The sequence below is a fragment of the Loktanella sp. 3ANDIMAR09 genome (genome assembly GCF_001420005.1).
GTDB lineage: Bacteria > Pseudomonadota > Alphaproteobacteria > Rhodobacterales > Rhodobacteraceae > Loktanella.
In genome coordinates, this window is sequence record NZ_LJAK01000009.1 from 1 (window position 1) to 16051 (window position 16051).

At 62.5% G+C, this 16051-nt stretch carries 16 protein-coding genes and 1 tRNA gene; 9 read left to right on the forward strand and 8 right to left on the reverse strand.

The window, feature by feature from the left end; translation table 11 throughout:
• Nucleotides 1-2: 2 nt before the first annotated feature.
• The 4 genes from AN189_RS13155 to AN189_RS13170 form a co-directional block, all read right to left on the reverse strand.
• Nucleotides 3-76 (reverse strand) — tRNA-Arg (locus AN189_RS13155).
• A gap of 95 nt (nucleotides 77-171) precedes the next feature.
• Nucleotides 172-684: a CAP domain-containing protein gene (locus AN189_RS13160; RefSeq protein ID WP_056036646.1), complete on the reverse strand. Its 513-nt coding sequence runs from the start codon at nucleotides 682-684 to the stop codon at nucleotides 172-174.
• 189 nt (nucleotides 685-873) lie between these two features.
• Nucleotides 874-1407 (reverse strand): CAP domain-containing protein, encoded by a 534-nt coding sequence (locus tag AN189_RS13165; RefSeq protein ID WP_172794919.1) that lies wholly within the window; start codon nucleotides 1405-1407, stop codon nucleotides 874-876.
• A 216-nt stretch (nucleotides 1408-1623) separates the two neighbouring features.
• The gene (locus AN189_RS13170; protein WP_056036649.1) at nucleotides 1624-1935 is read right to left on the reverse strand and encodes an ETC complex I subunit; all 312 of its coding nucleotides are present in this window, start codon (nucleotides 1933-1935) and stop codon (nucleotides 1624-1626) included.
• 140 nt (nucleotides 1936-2075) lie between these two features.
• Here AN189_RS13170 and uvrB point away from each other — a divergent pair, with 140 nt between their 5' ends.
• The gene (uvrB, locus tag AN189_RS13175) at nucleotides 2076-4286 is read left to right on the forward strand and encodes an excinuclease ABC subunit UvrB (protein WP_056036651.1); all 2211 of its coding nucleotides are present in this window, start codon (nucleotides 2076-2078) and stop codon (nucleotides 4284-4286) included.
• 80 nt (nucleotides 4287-4366) lie between these two features.
• A complete protein-coding gene (locus AN189_RS13180; RefSeq protein ID WP_253279619.1) occupies nucleotides 4367-4717 on the forward strand; it encodes an excinuclease ABC subunit B in 351 nt (116 codons plus the stop codon).
• On the opposite strand, the gene AN189_RS13185 is transcribed toward AN189_RS13180, so the two are convergent.
• Nucleotides 4714-4992, reverse strand: coding sequence for a hypothetical protein (locus AN189_RS13185; protein ID WP_056036653.1), 279 nt, complete (start codon nucleotides 4990-4992; stop codon nucleotides 4714-4716). The two genes, AN189_RS13180 and AN189_RS13185, sit on opposite strands and share 4 nt — an antisense overlap.
• Before the next feature lie 18 nt (nucleotides 4993-5010).
• Entirely contained in the window at nucleotides 5011-5541 is a 531-nt protein-coding gene (locus AN189_RS13190) for a hypothetical protein (RefSeq protein ID WP_172794920.1), read from the reverse strand.
• Nucleotides 5542-5838: 297 nt separating this feature from the next.
• Between AN189_RS13190 and AN189_RS13195 the strand changes: the two genes are divergently transcribed.
• From AN189_RS13195 to AN189_RS13215, 6 genes are all read left to right on the forward strand, one after another.
• On the forward strand, nucleotides 5839-7221 hold the full coding sequence (locus tag AN189_RS13195) for an aspartate aminotransferase family protein (protein ID WP_056036657.1): 1383 nt from the start codon (nucleotides 5839-5841) through the stop codon (nucleotides 7219-7221).
• Nucleotides 7222-7295: 74 nt separating this feature from the next.
• Nucleotides 7296-8039 carry a TSUP family transporter gene (locus AN189_RS13200; protein ID WP_056036658.1) on the forward strand — a complete coding sequence of 248 codons (744 nt, stop codon included), beginning with the start codon at nucleotides 7296-7298 and terminating at the stop codon, nucleotides 8037-8039.
• Between the two features lie 112 nt (nucleotides 8040-8151).
• Nucleotides 8152-10977 (forward strand): molybdopterin oxidoreductase family protein, encoded by a 2826-nt coding sequence (locus tag AN189_RS13205; RefSeq protein ID WP_056036660.1) that lies wholly within the window; start codon nucleotides 8152-8154, stop codon nucleotides 10975-10977.
• The gene (locus AN189_RS19380) at nucleotides 10974-11117 is read left to right on the forward strand and encodes a hypothetical protein (protein ID WP_172794921.1); all 144 of its coding nucleotides are present in this window, start codon (nucleotides 10974-10976) and stop codon (nucleotides 11115-11117) included. The genes AN189_RS13205 and AN189_RS19380 overlap by 4 nt, the downstream gene beginning before the upstream one ends.
• On the forward strand, nucleotides 11114-11872 hold the full coding sequence (locus AN189_RS13210) for a 4Fe-4S dicluster domain-containing protein (protein ID WP_056036662.1): 759 nt from the start codon (nucleotides 11114-11116) through the stop codon (nucleotides 11870-11872). Before AN189_RS19380 ends, AN189_RS13210 begins: the two co-directional genes overlap by 4 nt.
• Complete coding sequence (locus tag AN189_RS13215) at nucleotides 11872-12741, forward strand: DmsC/YnfH family molybdoenzyme membrane anchor subunit (RefSeq protein ID WP_056036665.1); 870 nt, start codon at nucleotides 11872-11874, stop codon at nucleotides 12739-12741. The genes AN189_RS13210 and AN189_RS13215 overlap by 1 nt, the downstream gene beginning before the upstream one ends.
• Nucleotides 12742-12814: 73 nt before the next feature.
• Here AN189_RS13215 and AN189_RS13220 read toward each other — a convergent pair whose 3' ends face one another.
• Complete coding sequence (locus AN189_RS13220) at nucleotides 12815-13873, reverse strand: ABC transporter ATP-binding protein (protein ID WP_056036667.1); 1059 nt, start codon at nucleotides 13871-13873, stop codon at nucleotides 12815-12817.
• Nucleotides 13874-13876: 3 nt separating this feature from the next.
• Nucleotides 13877-14683: an IclR family transcriptional regulator gene (locus AN189_RS13225; protein WP_056036668.1), complete on the reverse strand. Its 807-nt coding sequence runs from the start codon at nucleotides 14681-14683 to the stop codon at nucleotides 13877-13879.
• 107 nt (nucleotides 14684-14790) lie between these two features.
• On the opposite strand from AN189_RS13225, the gene AN189_RS13230 reads away from it, so the two are divergent.
• Nucleotides 14791-16041 (forward strand): ABC transporter substrate-binding protein, encoded by a 1251-nt coding sequence (locus AN189_RS13230; RefSeq protein WP_083484412.1) that lies wholly within the window; start codon nucleotides 14791-14793, stop codon nucleotides 16039-16041.
• The last annotated feature ends 10 nt before the right edge of the window (nucleotides 16042-16051 follow it).

Genomic DNA, 16051 nt, shown 5'->3' on the forward strand with positions numbered 1-16051 from the left:
GGCGATCCCGGGAGGACTCGAACCCCCAACATCCTGATTAGAAGTCAGGTGCTCTATCCAGTTGAGCTACGGGACCACGCGGTTCTGATACCGTTTCGCATTCCAGTCCGCAACCTGCTGTGCATACAGCGCGGGGCGGACGGCTGCCGCAATCACTATGCGCCATCCGTCCTATTTTTCGGCCCCCACAACCAGGGCCCATTTGGTTGATGTGCCCGTCCCCGCAACACCCAGACCGAAATCCTCGGCCCGGCGGTCAGTCAGAACGGCGTCGTGGGTCGGCGAATTTTGCCAGTCGGTCATGACCTGCGCCTCGGTCTGTTGTCGCGCGCCAAGCGCCTCGCCCACAAAGCGAAAGTCATAGCCTTCGGCGCGGACGCGGTCGCCCACCGTGCGGCCATCCCGGCCACGGTGCGCAAAATAGTTCTGGTCGGCCATGTCCTGCGCGTGTTTCTGGGCCGCTGCATTAAGACGGCTGTCGAACTGAACCGATCCCACCCCCGAGGCAAGGCGATAAGAATTGAGAAGCTTGCCGAATGTGGCATCACGTGGCGAGGTGACGGGGCCGGACAGGGGGGCACGGTCAACGCGATCCACGATCACATCGGATTTCACCTCTCCGCCGCCACCCGATCCGCATCCGGCCAGCATCGCCAGCATCATCGCAACCATCCCTGCCCGCATCGCGCCATCCCTTGTCTAGGGTCGCAATCCGCCAGTCGGCCAAGGCCGTTTTTCTGCGCATGCGACTGTGTGTTTCGAACCAGCAAGGGGATCGCACGCAGCACTTAATCAGGGATTGAGGCTGGCGATGAAAAACGCCCGCAGCAGGGGCTGCGGGCGCAAAAACGCATTACATGGTAAAGGGGCCGTTTATTTCTCGGCGCCGACGATCAGCGTCCATTTGACGTCGTTGCCCGTTCCAGCGACGCCCAGGCCGAAATCTTCGGCGCGTCCGTCCTTCATGGCGCGGTCATGGGATGGCGAATTTTGCCAGTCCTTGAACACTTCGGCGTCGGATTGCTGCCGCCAGGCGATGTTTTCGGCGACGAAACTGTAGTCATAGCCTTCGGCGCGGACGCGCTGGCCTACATCCGTGCCCTCGGGGGATCGGTGGCTGAAGTATCCGCGTTTGACCATGTCCTCGGTGTGTTTCTGGGCCGCGCGGTTCAGGCGGCTGTCGAACTGCACCGCCCCCACGCCAGAGGCCAGACGGTAGTCGTTCAGCAAGCGGCCAAAGTTCGCATCCTGCTCCGAGGACGAAGGCCCACCCGAAGTCGATGTGCGCGATGCCACCAGCGTGTCGACATTATCCGGCGTCACGACGACACCCGATTCGCTGCCGCCACCGCCGCCGCCGCAGGCCGTCATCACCACACATGCCGTGGCGCATAAAATGCGTTTCATTCCTCGTCCCTCACTAATCGGCCGGCAGGCCTGCGGCACACCGGCGTTGAATTGGGACAAAGTTAACCCGTGATGCGGGCCAAAAATAAGGCCACAGGATGCCCGACTTTGGTCAATGGCGGAAAAACGCGCGCAAGTTTTCGCAAATTTGCAACAGATGGCCTGTTTTACAGCCCACATGAGGCTGTTCAGCGCCTAACCGCGTGTCTGGCTGGTTCAGTGGGTCCAGGCACCGCGACGGTTGGTGGCAAAGTTTTCACCGTAACCACCTGCGCGCACGTTCATCTTGCGGGTCTGGGGTTCGGTGACGACTGCATCGATGCCGTTATCCTTGGCATAATCGATGGCCTCTTGCTTGGTCGCAAAGGTCAGGCGCACCTGGCTTTGGGTATCGCTGGACGATGTCCACCCCATCAGCGGGTCGATTTCGCGGGCGCTGGCATCGACGAAATCCAGCACCCAGGTCCGTGTCTTGGCCGTGCCGGACGACATCGCGGTGCGGGCGGGACGATAGATACGGGCTTGCATGGGATACTCCTTCATCGCTGGGCATCTTATCCAGAATTGGGTCGTTTTTTGCAAGGAAAACCGGACAATTGCCACTGGGGTTGAACCATTGGTGAATAGACGCATTTATAAAGGCCTGCCCGACAGACGAAGGATCGCCCATGGCCTACGCCCAGACCGACAAAAGAGAGCTGGCAGACGCAGCCTATCTGTCAAATCCCGCCCCCAACGTGCGCGAGCGCGAAAAGATGGAAGGCGGCAAGCCGTTCAAGCTGGTGACCGAATTCGACCCGGCGGGTGACCAGCCGACCGCAATCCGCGAATTGTCGCAGGGCGTGCGCGACGGTGAACGCGATCAGGTGCTGCTGGGGGCGACCGGCACCGGCAAGACGTTTACGATGGCCAAGATCATCGAGGAAACGCAGCGCCCCGCGATCATCCTCGCGCCGAACAAGACGCTGGCAGCCCAGCTTTACGGCGAATTCAAGGGATTTTTCCCCGACAACGCGGTCGAATATTTCGTCAGCTACTACGACTACTACCAGCCGGAGGCCTATGTCGCGCGGTCCGATACCTACATCGAGAAGGAATCGCAGATCAACGAACAGATCGACCGGATGCGCCACTCTGCCACCCGCGCGCTGCTGGAACGCGACGACGTGATCATCGTGGCCTCGGTGTCCTGCATCTACGGTATCGGGTCTGTGGAAACCTACGGGGCCATGACGCAGGACATCCACGTCGGCAAATCCTATGACCAGCGCAAGATCATGGCCGATCTGATCGCCCAGCAATACCGTCGCAATGATGCAGGGTTCCAGCGCGGCTGTTTCCGCGTGCGCGGTGACAGCCTTGAAATCTGGCCCGCCCACCTTGATGATCGCGCGTGGAAACTGTCGTTCTTTGGCGAAGAGCTGGAGGCAATCACCGAATTCGACCCGCTGACGGGCGAAAAGACAGGCACATTCCCGAAAATCCGCGTCTATGCCAACAGCCACTACGTCACGCCGAAACCGACGATGCAGCAGGCCATCATCGGCATCAAGAAAGAGCTGCGGATGCGGCTCGACCAGTTGGTCGCCGACGGCAAGCTGCTGGAGGCGCAGCGCCTGGAACAGCGCACCAACTTCGATTTGGAAATGCTCGAGGCCACGGGCGTCTGCAACGGGATCGAAAACTACAGCCGCTATCTGACGGGCCGCGCACCGGGCGAGCCGCCCCCCACCCTGTTCGAATTCATTCCCGACAACGCCATCGTTTTCGCCGACGAATCCCACGTCAGCGTGCCGCAGATCGGCGGCATGTACAAAGGCGACTTCAGACGCAAGATGACGCTGGCCGAACACGGGTTCCGCCTGCCGTCCTGCATGGACAACCGCCCCCTGAAATTTGAGGAATGGGACGCCATGCGCCCGCAATCCGTGTTCGTCTCCGCCACCCCCGCCGCGTGGGAATTGGAACAGACCGGCGGCGTGTTTTCCGAACAGATCATCCGCCCCACGGGCCTGATCGACCCGAAAATCGAAATCCGCCCGGTGGAAATGCAGGTCGACGATCTGTTGGACGAGGTTCGCAAGGTCGCCGCCGACGGCTACCGGACGCTGTGCACAACGCTGACGAAGCGCATGGCCGAGGACCTGACCGAATACATGCACGAACAGGGCATCCGCGTGCGCTACATGCACTCGGACATCGACACCATCGAACGGATCGAAATCCTGCGCGACCTGCGCCTGGGCGCATTCGACGTGCTGATCGGGATCAACCTGCTGCGCGAGGGTCTGGATATTCCCGAATGCGGGCTTGTGGCCATTCTGGACGCCGACAAGGAGGGCTTTCTGCGGTCTGAAACATCGCTCGTGCAGACCATCGGGCGGGCCGCGCGCAACGCCGAAGGTCGCGTCATCATGTATGCCGACCGCATCACCGGCAGCATGGAACGCGCGATGGGCGAAACCGAACGCCGCCGGACCAAGCAGCTTGCCTATAACGAGGAACACGGGATCACGCCCACGACGGTGAAAAAGAACGTCGAGGACATTCTGGCGGGCCTCTACAAGGGCGACGTGGACATGAACCGCGTCACCGCCAAGGTCGAACGGCAGGGGTCCAACATGAAGGCCGTGCTGGACGGGCTGCGCACCGACATGCGCAAGGCCGCCGAAAACCTCGAATTCGAAGAGGCCGCCCGCCTGCGCGATGAGCTGAAACGCCTGGAAGCGGTGGAACTGGCCATCGCCGACGATCCCCTCGCGCGGCAACAGGCCGTGGACAAGGCGGTCGAGGAAAGCAGCGCAAAGTCTGGCCGCTCGACGGGTGGTCGCGGTGGGATGCGCGGCGGCAAATCGCGGTATGGCGGTAAAAAACGGTGAGGGTCCTCGCCGCAATTCTTCTGACTTGCGCGGCGCAACCGGCAGCGGCCTGGACGTTCACGCCCGATCCCATCTGCAAGATGATCCAGCCGACCGAAACCGGCAGTATCACCGTGACCTATGATCCGGCCACGGGCGAATATGCCATGATGCTGACCCGTGTGACGGACAACTGGGTGCCGTCTGATCGGCTGACCATGGCATTCCTCGGCGCACGACCGTTCCAGATTTCGACAGATCGTCATGTTCTGTCGGACAACGACACGCGCCTGACTGTGACCGATACGGGGTTCGGCAATGTGCTGGACGGATTGCAATTCAACGACGTGGCACAGGTCCGGTCGGGGGACCAGACCATGACGATCCACCTTGCAGGTGCCGCCGCGGCCGTGGCCGCATTCCGAAACTGCCCTGCCCCGCAGCTGTCCTAGGATTTACGGCCGAACAGTGCCTTGAACAGCACGACCAGAATGACTGCCCCGATCACGCCGGTGAACAGGATCAGCACCAGCCCGGCACCGGCCAGTGCCGTCACGCCCAGGGCTGCAAGGATGAACGGAAACGCAACCGCCCCCAGCACGCCTGCAACGATATATTTCGCCTTGCTGCCGCCGGTGATGACCGCCGCGATCAGGCCGGACACAACGCCGATCAGCGCCAACAGGATCAGGGCCAGGGCCCCGACGACGTCCAGAAATGTTTCCATGGGTTGCTTGTCCTCGCGTTACCGACGCGGATGCGTCCAGGTGACTGCACCATTATCATAGGCCCCGCGCAAGATACGGCCCTTCTTTTTGACCCAAGGGTATTGCACGGACCACTCTCTGAAGCGGTCGTTGGACACGACAGGCAGGTTTGCCTCATCCGCGACCGCCAGGATGGCGGTGTCGGCCACGTCACCACGGTCAACCACCAGGATCAGACGTTCGGGCATTTCCAGCGCGCGGGCCATGGCGTCATGGCCGTGGAACCTGTCGAACAGCTTGTAGCCCACATTGGCGTCGAACACGACGGCGGGCACATGGCCCAGGTCACGCAGCGCATCCAGCACCCGCAGCAGCACCGACAATGACGGATCGCCCCCCCAATGCATCACGTTCGACCCGTCGACGATGACGGTTGCCTCTGGCCCGGCGGGCGGTGCGTCCTGATCCGCGGCATCGCGCGCGCCGCGCAGGGCCCGCACCACCAGCAGCGTCGCAAGCAGCCCCAGCAGGAACAAGCCAAACAGGGTAAGAACCTGAGCATCTGTCATGACGAACATCTTTTTCAACCGCAGCGTGTCATGCGTTTAGCAATCACGTGATCGCAACCCAAGCCCTGACAGAGGCTTGGTCGTGGATATTTTCGCGGACCGAATTCGTCTCGACAAATGGCGACTGCGATAACGCCGGGATGAACGGCCCCGAAGCAGCGCGCATGAATTTCGATGCCCCGCGTCAATGACGCAGCAAACGGGTCTTGACTGATCCCGCCAAACCGCTGTCACTAGGCCGATCGACGGGACGCCACAGCCGCACCCCGCCGAACCACCCCGGACGGAGCGCGCGCCATGACCCTGCATTCTATGAACAACGACCCCTCTGCCATCGTCGAGGCCGACCGCGCCCATGTCTGGCACCACCTGATCCAGCACAAACCGTTTGAAACCGTGGACCCGCGCATCATCGTCGAAGGTCGCGGCCTGCGCGTCTGGGACATCAAGGGCAAGGAACATCTGGACGCCGTGTCCGGTGCCGTCTGGACCGTCAACGTGGGCTACGGGCGCAAACGGATCGCGGATGCCGTGGCCGCACAATTGACCAAGATGTGCTTTTTCGCGGGCGCGTCAGGCACCATCCCCGGTGCCCAGTTCGCCGAGGCGCTGATCGACAAGATGCCGGGCATGAGCCGGGTCTATTATGCCAACTCCGGGTCCGAGGCGAACGAGAAGGCGTTCAAGATGGTGCGCCAGATCGCGCACAAGCATCACGGCGGCAAGAAACACAAGATCCTGTACCGCGAACGCGACTACCACGGCACAACCATTGCCAACTTGTCCGCTGGCGGACAGGCCGAACGCAATTCCCACTATGGCCCCTTTGTGCCCGGTTTCATTGCCGTGCCGCATTGTCTGGAATACCGCGCCCAGGACGGCTGGTCCGGCGAGGCCTACGGCGAACGTGCCGCCAATGCGATCGAAGAGGTCATTCTGCGCGAGGGCCCAGATACCGTGGGCGCATTGTGCCTCGAACCGATCACCGCAGGCGGCGGCATCATCACCCCGCCGCGCGGCTACTGGGAACGGGTGCAGGAAATCTGCGCCAAATACGACATCCTGCTGCACATCGACGAGGTCGTCTGCGGCCTGGGCCGCACCGGGGCCTGGTTCGGCTATCAGCAATACGGGGTCAAACCCGACATCGTGACGATGGCCAAGGGCGTTGCTTCCGGCTATGCCGCGATCTCGTGCTGCGTGACCACGGAAAAGGTGTTTTCCATGTTCAAGGACGACAGCGATCACCTGGGATATTTCCGCGACATTTCGACCTTTGGCGGCTGCACGGCAGGTCCCACCGCCGCGATCGAGAACATGGCCATCATCGAAGAAGAAAACCTGCTGGAAAACTCCACGCAGGTGGGTGCCTATCTCAAGGACAGTCTGAACGCGCTGATGGACCGCCACCCGGTCATCGGCGACGTGCGCGGTCTGGGTCTGTTCGCGGGCGCGGAACTGGTGACCGACCGCGACACCAAGGAACCGGTGAACGAAAAACAGGTCGGTGCGATCGTGGCCGATTGCATGGCACAGGGGGTCATCATCGGTGCCACCAACCGATCGGTACCGGGGTTCAACAACACATTGCTGTTTGCACCCGCACTGATCGCGACGCGCGACGACATCGACCAGATCTGCGATGCGGTCAGCGGGGCGATCACCCGCGTGCTGGGCTGACGTCTTCTTCTGGTTGAAAATATCCCGGGGGCCGCGCAGCGGCGGGGCAGCGCCCCTCGACGGCTGCACCAGTGATGCCGTTTGATTTACCCCTGACGCTGGCCACGGCTCTCGCTGTGGCCCTCTTTGCCGCGGCGCTCGTGCGGGGCTATTCCGGCTTTGGCTTCTCGGCGATCTTTCTCGCCTTTGCGGCCTTGGTCACTGACCCGGTGCCACTCATTCCCGTGGTGTTCATGGGCGAAATCGCGATGACCGCGGTACAGGCGCGCGGGATCCGGGGCCACGTCGACTGGCTGCGGGTGGTCTGGATGCTGCTGGGTGCGGCACTCACCCTGCCGCTTGCGATCATGGCAGTGCTGGCGCTGCCGACCGAAACCGTCAGGCTGGCCATCTCGACCGTCATCCTTGCCATGGCACTGGTGATGCTGGCGGGATGGACGCTGAAATCCCGCCTGTCCCTGCCCGCCCATACCGGGGTCGGCATGATCGCGGGGATCGCCAATGCCGCAGGTGTGGGTGGCCTGCCGGTCGCGGCCTGCCTCACCGCACAGCCGGTGCCGCCCGCCACCTTTCGCGCGACGATGATCGTGTTTCTGACAGGCATCGACCTGCTGACCATCCCCTTGATGGGGTTGGGCGGCAACATCACGGCGCAAACCTTTGTGGCCGCACTTTGGGCCTTGCCGATCCTGGTCGCGGGCACCCTGCTGGGCAACCGCCGCTTTGCAGCCGCACCCCCCGCGGCGTTCCGCCGCTTTGCCGTCTGGCTGCTGCTGATACTGGCGGCCGCCGGCGTCATCCGGGCACTGCTGAGCTGATCATCCCCGCAAGCCGCGCATGGACGGCCCGCCCGAAAAGAGGCTAGAGTTGACCCCCAAGGACCACGCCGCAGGAGCAGCCCGTGCAGACCGCAACCATCGCTGGCCGCCCATGACCCAGCCCGTCATCGACCTGTCACCCAAGGTATCGGACGAAGTGCGCAAGACGACGTGCTACATGTGTGCCTGCCGCTGCGGCATCGACGTGCACATGAAGGACGGCAAGGTCGCCTATATCGAAGGCAACCGCGACCACCCGGTCAATCAGGGCGTCCTGTGCGCCAAGGGCAGCGCCGGCATCATGCAGCACAACGCGCCGTCCCGCCTGCGCGCGCCCATGAAGCGGACAGGTCCACGCGGGTCTGGCCAATACGAAGAAATCAGCTGGGACGAGGCGCTGGACCTTGCCGTCAGCTGGCTGAAACCGATCCGGGACACCGCCCCCGAAAAACTCGCGTTCTTTACCGGACGCGATCAGTCGCAGTCGTTCACGGGCCTCTGGGCGCAGGGATTCGGCACGCCGAACTATGCCGCACACGGCGGGTTTTGCAGCGTCAACATGGCGGCCGCGGGCATCTACACCATGGGTGGCGCATTCTGGGAATTCGGCCAGCCTGACTGGGACCGCACCAAGCTGTTCTTGCTGTTCGGCGTCGCCGAGGATCACGACAGCAACCCGATCAAGATGGGCATCGGCAAGCTCAAGGCGCGTGGTGCGCGCATGGTCGGCGTCAACCCGGTGCGGACGGGCTATAACGCCGTCGCCGACGACTGGTTCGGCGTCACCCCCGGCAATGACGGTCTGCTGATCCTGGCACTGGTGCATTGCCTGATGACCGCAGGCAAGATCGACACGGACTATCTGGCGCGGTTCACCAATGCCAGCGTGCTGGTCAACCAGGACCCGAAATCACCGGAATACGGGCTTTTCCTGCGCGACGACGACCTGCAACCGCTGGTCATCGACCGCAACACCGGCAAACCCGCGCCGTGGAACGGCCAAGGCGTGGACCCCTTGCTGACCGGCAAGTTGCGCCAACGCGGCACGACCCATGTCAGCGTGTTCCACCTGATGGCCGAACGCTATACCGACCCGGTTAATGCCCCCGAAAACGTGGCCGACCGCGTGGGCATTCCCGCCCCCCGCATCCGTCGCCTCGCCGCCGACATTGCGGATGTGGCGTTCAATCAGGAAATCGTGCTGGACCGGGAATGGACCGACTTTCGCGGCAAGGTGCATGCGACCATGATCGGCCGCCCCGTCAGTTTTCATGCGATGCGCGGCATCTCGGCCCATTCCAACGGGTTCCAGACCTGTCGTGCACTGCACATGCTGCAAATCCTGATCGGCGCGGTCGAAACGCCGGGCGGCATGCGGTTCAAACCGCCCTACCCCAAACCCGCGACAGCCCACCCCAGACCACATTGCAAGGTCGTGCCCGGTCAGGCGCTGAACGGCCCACATCTGGGCTATCCGCAGGGACCCGATGACCTGTGTCTGGCACCTGACGGCGGGCCCGCCCGCATCGACAAGGCATTCACATGGGAAAACCCGCTGTCGGCCCACGGGTTGATGCATATGGTCATTTCCAACGCCCATGCGGGCGATCCCTACAAGATCGATACGCTGTTCATGTTCATGGCGAACATGTCGTGGAATTCATCCATGAACACGCGCGGCGTGATGGAGATGCTGACCGACACGGACGACAACGGCGACTACGTCATCCCGCGGATCATCTATGCCGACGCCTACCGGTCCGAGATGGTGGCCTATGCCGACCTGATCCTGCCCGATACGACCTATCTGGAACGCCATGATTGCATCAGCCTGCTGGACCGCCCGATCTGCGAGGCGGACGCCGCCGCAGACGCGATCCGCTGGCCCGTGGTGGAACCGGACCGCGACGTGCGCGGGTTCCAATCGGTGCTTTGCGATCTGGGCGGACGATTGGGCCTGCCGGGGTTCGTGAACGCCGATGGCAGCACAAAATACGCGAACTATGCTGACTACATCCAACAACACCTGCGGCGTCCCGGCATCGGGCCGCTGGCAGGCTGGCGCGTCGGCGAACACGGCCTTCAGCATGGGCGCGGCGATCCCAACGACAGCCAGATCGACGCCTATATCGCAAACGGCGGATTCTGGATCAAACATGTCCCGGAAGGTGCCGCCTATTACAAGCCGTTCAACCGCGCCTATCAGGATTGGGCGGTCGAGACGGGCCTCTATGATGCGCCTGCGCCCTATATCTTTCAGCTCTACGTCGAACCCCTGCGCCGGTTTCAGTTGGCGGCCGAAGGGCACGGCGACCGACAGCCCCCGGACCATTTGCGCGGCCAGATCAAGGTCACGATGGATCCGTTGCCGATCTGGTACCCGCCGTTCGAGGACGGCCATGTCGATCCGGCCGAATACAACCTGCATGCGCTGACCCAACGGCCTGCCGCGATGTATCACAGCTGGGGTGGGCAGAATGCCTGGCTGCGGCAAATTCACGGACATAACCCGCTCTATGTCCCGACGGCGGTCTGGGAAAAACACAAATTCAAGGACGGCGACTGGGCACGCGTCACCAGCGCGCATGGCTCCATCACTGTGCCCGTGGCGCATCAGGCCAGCCTGAACTCCAATACCGTCTGGACCTGGAACGCCATCGGCAAACGCAAAGGCGCCTGGGCGCTGGACGAAAACGCGCCAGAGGCCACCAAGGGATTTCTGCTGAACCACCTGATCCACGAGTTGCTGCCACCCAAGGGCGACGGGCTGCGCTGGTCCAATTCCGACCCCGTCACGGGACAGGCGGCATGGTTTGACCTGCGGGTGAAAATCGAACGATCCGGCGCGCCCGCGGAATCCCAGCCTGTTCTGCCTGCACTCGATATGCCAAACCCGGACACACCCAAAACCCTGCGCTGGAAGGTCGGCAAACCATGAAAATGACACTCCTTTTGATTGCGGCTTTCCTTGCCTTCACCATCGGCTCATTCGTCTGGTACGTGGCGACATGGTCTGACCCGGCAGCGGCCAGCATCATCTTGCCCCAAATACTCCCGCCGGAGGCGTCCGCCGCATGACGCAGCTGCCCCCCCCTTCGGACGTCAAGCTGGGTCTGGTGATCGATCTGGACACCTGCGTCGGGTGTCATGCATGTGTCGTCGCCTGCAAAGGCTGGAATACCGAAAATTACGGCGCGCCCCTGTCAGACAGCGACCCCTACGGCGCTGACCCATCCGGTACCTTTCTCAACCGCGTGCACAGCTACGAGGTGCAGCCCGCGACGGGGGCCGCCCAACAGGTGCATTTCCCGAAATCCTGCCTGCACTGCGAGGATGCGCCTTGTGTCACCGTCTGCCCCACGGGTGCCAGCTACAAGCGCGCCGAGGACGGGATCGTTCTGGTGAACGAGGACGCCTGCATCGGGTGCAGCCTGTGCGCCTGGGCCTGCCCATATGGTGCGCGCGAACTCGACGCTGCGGCTGGCGTGATGAAGAAATGCACGCTCTGCGTTGATCGCATCTACAACGAAAACCTGCCGCAGGTGGACCGCGTGCCGGCCTGCGTCCGGACATGCCCCTCAGGGGCGCGGCATTTCGGTGATCTGGGTGATCCCGAAAGTGCTGTCAGCCAGTTGGTTGCCGAACGTGGCGGGTTTGATCTGATGCCGGAGCAGGGCACAAAGCCGGTGAACAAATACCTGCCGCCGCGCCCGCGCGATGCGGATGAAATCGACATTCTCGCGCCGCTGCTGGCTCCGGTGGCCACCGATGGCAAGGGGTTGGTCGCCTGGATCGACCGGGCCCTGTCCGCCCTGCCCGGGGGCGCGCGCTGATGCATCCCGCACCTTCCGTCATCGCGTTCACGACGTTTTCAGGGTTGGGATTCGGCCTGCTGTTCTGGCTGGGACTGGGCCTGCCTGCACCGACCGGACTGGTGGCGCTGGGGTTCTATGTCATCGCCTATCTCGGCGCTGTGGGCGGGCTGCTGGCCTCGACCTTTCATCTGGGCCGCCCCGAACGCGCGGCCAGGGCACTGACCCAGTGGCGCACCAGCTGGCTGTCGCGTGAAGGCATCGCCGCCATCGTCACGCTGTTGCTGGGGGGCGTGCTGGCGCTGGGCGCAATCTTTGGCAGCTATCTTACACCGCTGGGCTGGCTGGTCAGCCTTGGATGTCTGGCGACCGTCGGCACGACGGCGATGATCTATACCCAGTTGCGCACCGTGCCGCGCTGGCGTCACTGGACCACGCCCGCACTGTTTTTCACCCTCTCACTGGGGGGCGGGGCATTGCTGGCCAATCAGGGGGTGGCGGCACTGGTCCTGCTGGCGCTGGGCGCTGTCGTGCAGATTATCGCCTGGGTCACCGGGGACACGCGATTTGACCGCTCTGGCACGACCACGGGCAGTGCAACGGGCCTGGGCGATCTGAGTGAGGTCCGCGCCTTTTTGCCACCGCATTCGGGGCCGAATTATCTGTTGCGCGAATTCGTCTATGTCGTCGGGCGCAAGCATGCCCTCACTCTGCGCGTCATCGGCATGGTTCTGGCCTTTGGCGTACCGCTGCCTATTCTCGCAATTGGTCTGACACACCTGACAGCGGGGGTCGCGGTGCTGTCACATGTGCTGGGCGTGCTGTGCCTGCGCTGGCTGTTTTTCGCGCAGGCCGAACATGTCGTGGGCCTGTATTACGGCAAGCGTTGAGGGGGCGCTGCCCCCGGGCTGCGCCCTCCCCCGGGATATTTTTAACCAGAAGAAGGGACCTGGGGTCGGGCCCCTAGCTACGGATGCGTTGGCCGCTGGATTTGTCGAACAGATAGATGCGGCTGGCGTCGATGCTGACACCCACGCGGTCGCCCAGGCTGGACCGGTGGTCGCCGCGTTCCTCGATCACCAGACGTTCGCCCGTGTCGCCCACCAGGTAGACGTAAGAGACGCCACCCAGACTTTCCGTGAGGTCGACGGTGTGCGTATCGCCGCCGGCATCGACTGTCAAATGTTCGGCGCGCATGCCGACGTCGACGGCCCTGTCGCCGCTGGCTGTCAGCGTCAGATCAAAGGTGCCGCGCATCGCAGGCACGGTCAGTTTTCCGCCCTCAAGGGTGCCTTCCATGAAGTTCATCGCGGGGCTTCCGATGAAACCGGCGACGAACTTGTTGTCGGGATCACGGTAGAGGTCCATGGGCGCGCCGACCTGTTCGATCACGCCCTTGCGCAGGACCACGATCTTGTCCGCGAGGGTCATCGCCTCGACCTGATCGTGGGTGACGTAGATCATCGTCGCACCGATGTCCTTGTGCAGGCGGGCGATTTCGACCCGCATCTCGACCCGCAATTCCGCATCGAGGTTGGACAGCGGTTCGTCGAACAAGAATACCTCTGGTCCGCGCACGATGGCGCGGCCGATGCTGACCCGCTGACGCTGACCGCCTGACAGGGCTGCCGGTTTGCGGTCGAGGTAGTCATCGAGTTTGAGGATGCGCGATGCCTCGGCCACTTTTTCGCGGATCTCGGCCTTGGGGTGGCCGTTCATTTTCAGGCCGAACCCCATGTTGTCGCGCACGGTCATATGCGGATAAAGCGCGTAGGTCTGGAACACCATCGCAACACCGCGATCGCTGGGGTCCAGCCGGGTCACGTCGCGGGCACCGATGTCGATCTGGCCCGATGTCGTTTCCTCGAGCCCTGCGACCATCCGGAGAAGCGTGGATTTGCCACAGCCCGAGGGACCTACGAAAACGCAGAATTCGCCATCCTCGATTTCCAGGTCGATCCCGTGGATGACCTGCGCCTCGCCGTAGGATTTCTTGACGTTTTTCAGTGTGACACCGGACATGGGTTATTCCCCCGCTAACTTGAATTCTTGGGTGGTCTGGGCTGGAAAGCTCCAGCTTTGGGCATCGCGTGCGATGGCCTGTGCTGTATCGCGCACACGCGGGGCGAGCGCCTCCAGTGCGGCCAGCGACGTGCGCTGCGTTGTGCTGGTGACGGAAACCGCACCCAGCACGCGTCCATTGTCGCTGATCACCGGAAGCGCCACGCAGATGATCCCGGGTTCGTGTTCTTCGCGGTCAAAGGCAAAGCCATCCGCGCGAATCGCCCCGATTTCCCGTTCCAGCGCCGCGGCCGTCGTGATCGTCTGCGGCGTGAAACGATGGAACGATTGTTGCGACATCACGTTCTGGGCCTGATCGTCGGGCAGATGGGCCAGCATCACCTTGCCCACGCCCGTGCAATAGACGGGACCGACACGTCCAGCCTGACTGTACATCGGCACCGGTTCGGCCGCGTTGCGTTTATCGAGATACAAGACCTGCCCTGCGTCGATTTGCGCCAGGTGCACGGTTTCGCCGGTTTCCGCACTGAGTTTCTGGATATGTGGACTTGCGACCTGCACCAGCGACGATTGCGCCCAGGCCGTATGCGCAAGCCGCACCAGCCGTGCACCGGGTGAATAGGTCTGCCGCTCGGCGTCGAATTGCAGCATGCCCTGATGCGTCAGCGTCTGCATCAGACGGTAAAGCGTGGGTTTGGGGTAATCCGCACGTTCCAGCACCTCGGAGAACCGGACAGGCCGGCCGAAATCTGCAACCTGGTCCAGCACGTCCAGCGCCTTGCCGACGGTGCCATCGCGTCGTGTCGTCATGGATCATCCTCCCGTGTTGACACGTTAGCGGCTCTGCGCTTTAGTATCAATATCCAAAACCAAGTTTCAAATAATGGAACTTATCGGAAAGCATCTGGGAGGATATCATGCGTTCCATCATCAAGACTTCATTCGCTGCGGCTGTTGCGGCAGCCATCGCCAGCACGGCAAGTGCCGAACTGACCGGCGAGCTGAAAATCATTTCGGACATGTCGAACCCCGCACCGCGTGCGGTGATGGAAGGCATGGTCGCCGATTTCCAGGCGATGAACCCCGACCTGGACATCGAGCTGACGATCGTCGACCGCGAGGCGTGGAAAACACAGATCCGCAACGCGCTGGGTGCCAACCCGCCGGACGTCGTCAACTGGTACGCCGCCAACCGCATGCGTCCCTATGTCGATGCGGGCCTGTTTGCCGACATCTCGGACCTGTGGGCCGAAGAGCAGTTCGCAGCGCTGGAATCCACCAAGGGTGCCATGACGCTGGACGACAAGCAGTGGGGCGTGCCCTACACCTACTACCAGTGGGGCGTTTACTACCGCAAAGACATCTTTGAAGAGCTGGGCCTGTCCGAACCCACCACCTGGGAAGAAGAGCTGGCAAACTGCCAGGCGATTCTGGACAGCGGGCGCAAGTGCTACACCATCGGGACCAAGTTCCTGTGGACCGCTGGCGGCTGGTTCGACTACATCAACAGCCGCACCAACGGCTATGACTTCCACATGCAGCTGGCCCGCGGCGAAGTCGAATGGACCGACGAGCGCGTGCGCCAGACATTCGCCAACTGGCGTCAGCTGATCGACATGGGCGCGTTCATCGACGACCACCAGACCTACAGCTGGCAAGAGGCCCTGCCCTTCATGCTGAACGGCGAGGCCGCATCCTACCTGATGGGCAACTTTGCCGTGGCAGCCTTCCGCGAAGGCGGTCTGACCGATGACCAGCTGGATTTCTACCAGTTCCCCAAGATCAACCCCGACGTGGACTACGCCGAGGACGCACCGACCGATACGTTCCACATCGCATCGGGTGCGGAAAACATGGACAACGCCAAGGCGTTCCTGCGTTTCGTGACCTCCGCCGAAAACCAGACCAAGATCAACGCGGGCGACGCGCTGGGTCAGCTGCCGGTGAACTCTGAGGCGTCGATCGGCGACGACAAGTTCCTGCAGGAAGGGTTCGAGATGCTGTCCAGCAACGCATCCGGCGGCATCATGCAGTTCTTTGACCGCGACTTTGACGCCGAAATGGCATCTGTCGGCATGGAAGGCCTGCAGGAATTCATGGTGTTCCCGGATAACCTGGATGACATCCTGATGCGTCTGGAAGAAACACGCGCGCGCATCTACCAGTAATCAATGACCG

Coding starts and splice junctions, on each gene's coding strand:
- AN189_RS13160 (WP_056036646.1), bottom strand. CDS start 684: ATGCGGGCAGGGATGGTTGCGATGATGCTGGCGATGCTGGCCGGATGC.
- AN189_RS13165 (WP_172794919.1), bottom strand. CDS start 1,407: ATGAAACGCATTTTATGCGCCACGGCATGTGTGGTGATGACGGCCTGC.
- AN189_RS13170 (WP_056036649.1), bottom strand. CDS start 1,935: ATGCAAGCCCGTATCTATCGTCCCGCCCGCACCGCGATGTCGTCCGGC.
- uvrB (WP_056036651.1), top strand. CDS start 2,076: ATGGCCTACGCCCAGACCGACAAAAGAGAGCTGGCAGACGCAGCCTAT.
- AN189_RS13180 (WP_253279619.1), top strand. CDS start 4,367: ATGATCCAGCCGACCGAAACCGGCAGTATCACCGTGACCTATGATCCG.
- AN189_RS13185 (WP_056036653.1), bottom strand. CDS start 4,992: ATGGAAACATTTCTGGACGTCGTCGGGGCCCTGGCCCTGATCCTGTTG.
- AN189_RS13190 (WP_172794920.1), bottom strand. CDS start 5,541: ATGACAGATGCTCAGGTTCTTACCCTGTTTGGCTTGTTCCTGCTGGGG.
- AN189_RS13195 (WP_056036657.1), top strand. CDS start 5,839: ATGACCCTGCATTCTATGAACAACGACCCCTCTGCCATCGTCGAGGCC.
- AN189_RS13200 (WP_056036658.1), top strand. CDS start 7,296: ATGCCGTTTGATTTACCCCTGACGCTGGCCACGGCTCTCGCTGTGGCC.
- AN189_RS13205 (WP_056036660.1), top strand. CDS start 8,152: ATGACCCAGCCCGTCATCGACCTGTCACCCAAGGTATCGGACGAAGTG.
- AN189_RS19380 (WP_172794921.1), top strand. CDS start 10,974: ATGAAAATGACACTCCTTTTGATTGCGGCTTTCCTTGCCTTCACCATC.
- AN189_RS13210 (WP_056036662.1), top strand. CDS start 11,114: ATGACGCAGCTGCCCCCCCCTTCGGACGTCAAGCTGGGTCTGGTGATC.
- AN189_RS13215 (WP_056036665.1), top strand. CDS start 11,872: ATGCATCCCGCACCTTCCGTCATCGCGTTCACGACGTTTTCAGGGTTG.
- AN189_RS13220 (WP_056036667.1), bottom strand. CDS start 13,873: ATGTCCGGTGTCACACTGAAAAACGTCAAGAAATCCTACGGCGAGGCG.
- AN189_RS13225 (WP_056036668.1), bottom strand. CDS start 14,683: ATGACGACACGACGCGATGGCACCGTCGGCAAGGCGCTGGACGTGCTG.
- AN189_RS13230 (WP_083484412.1), top strand. CDS start 14,791: ATGCGTTCCATCATCAAGACTTCATTCGCTGCGGCTGTTGCGGCAGCC.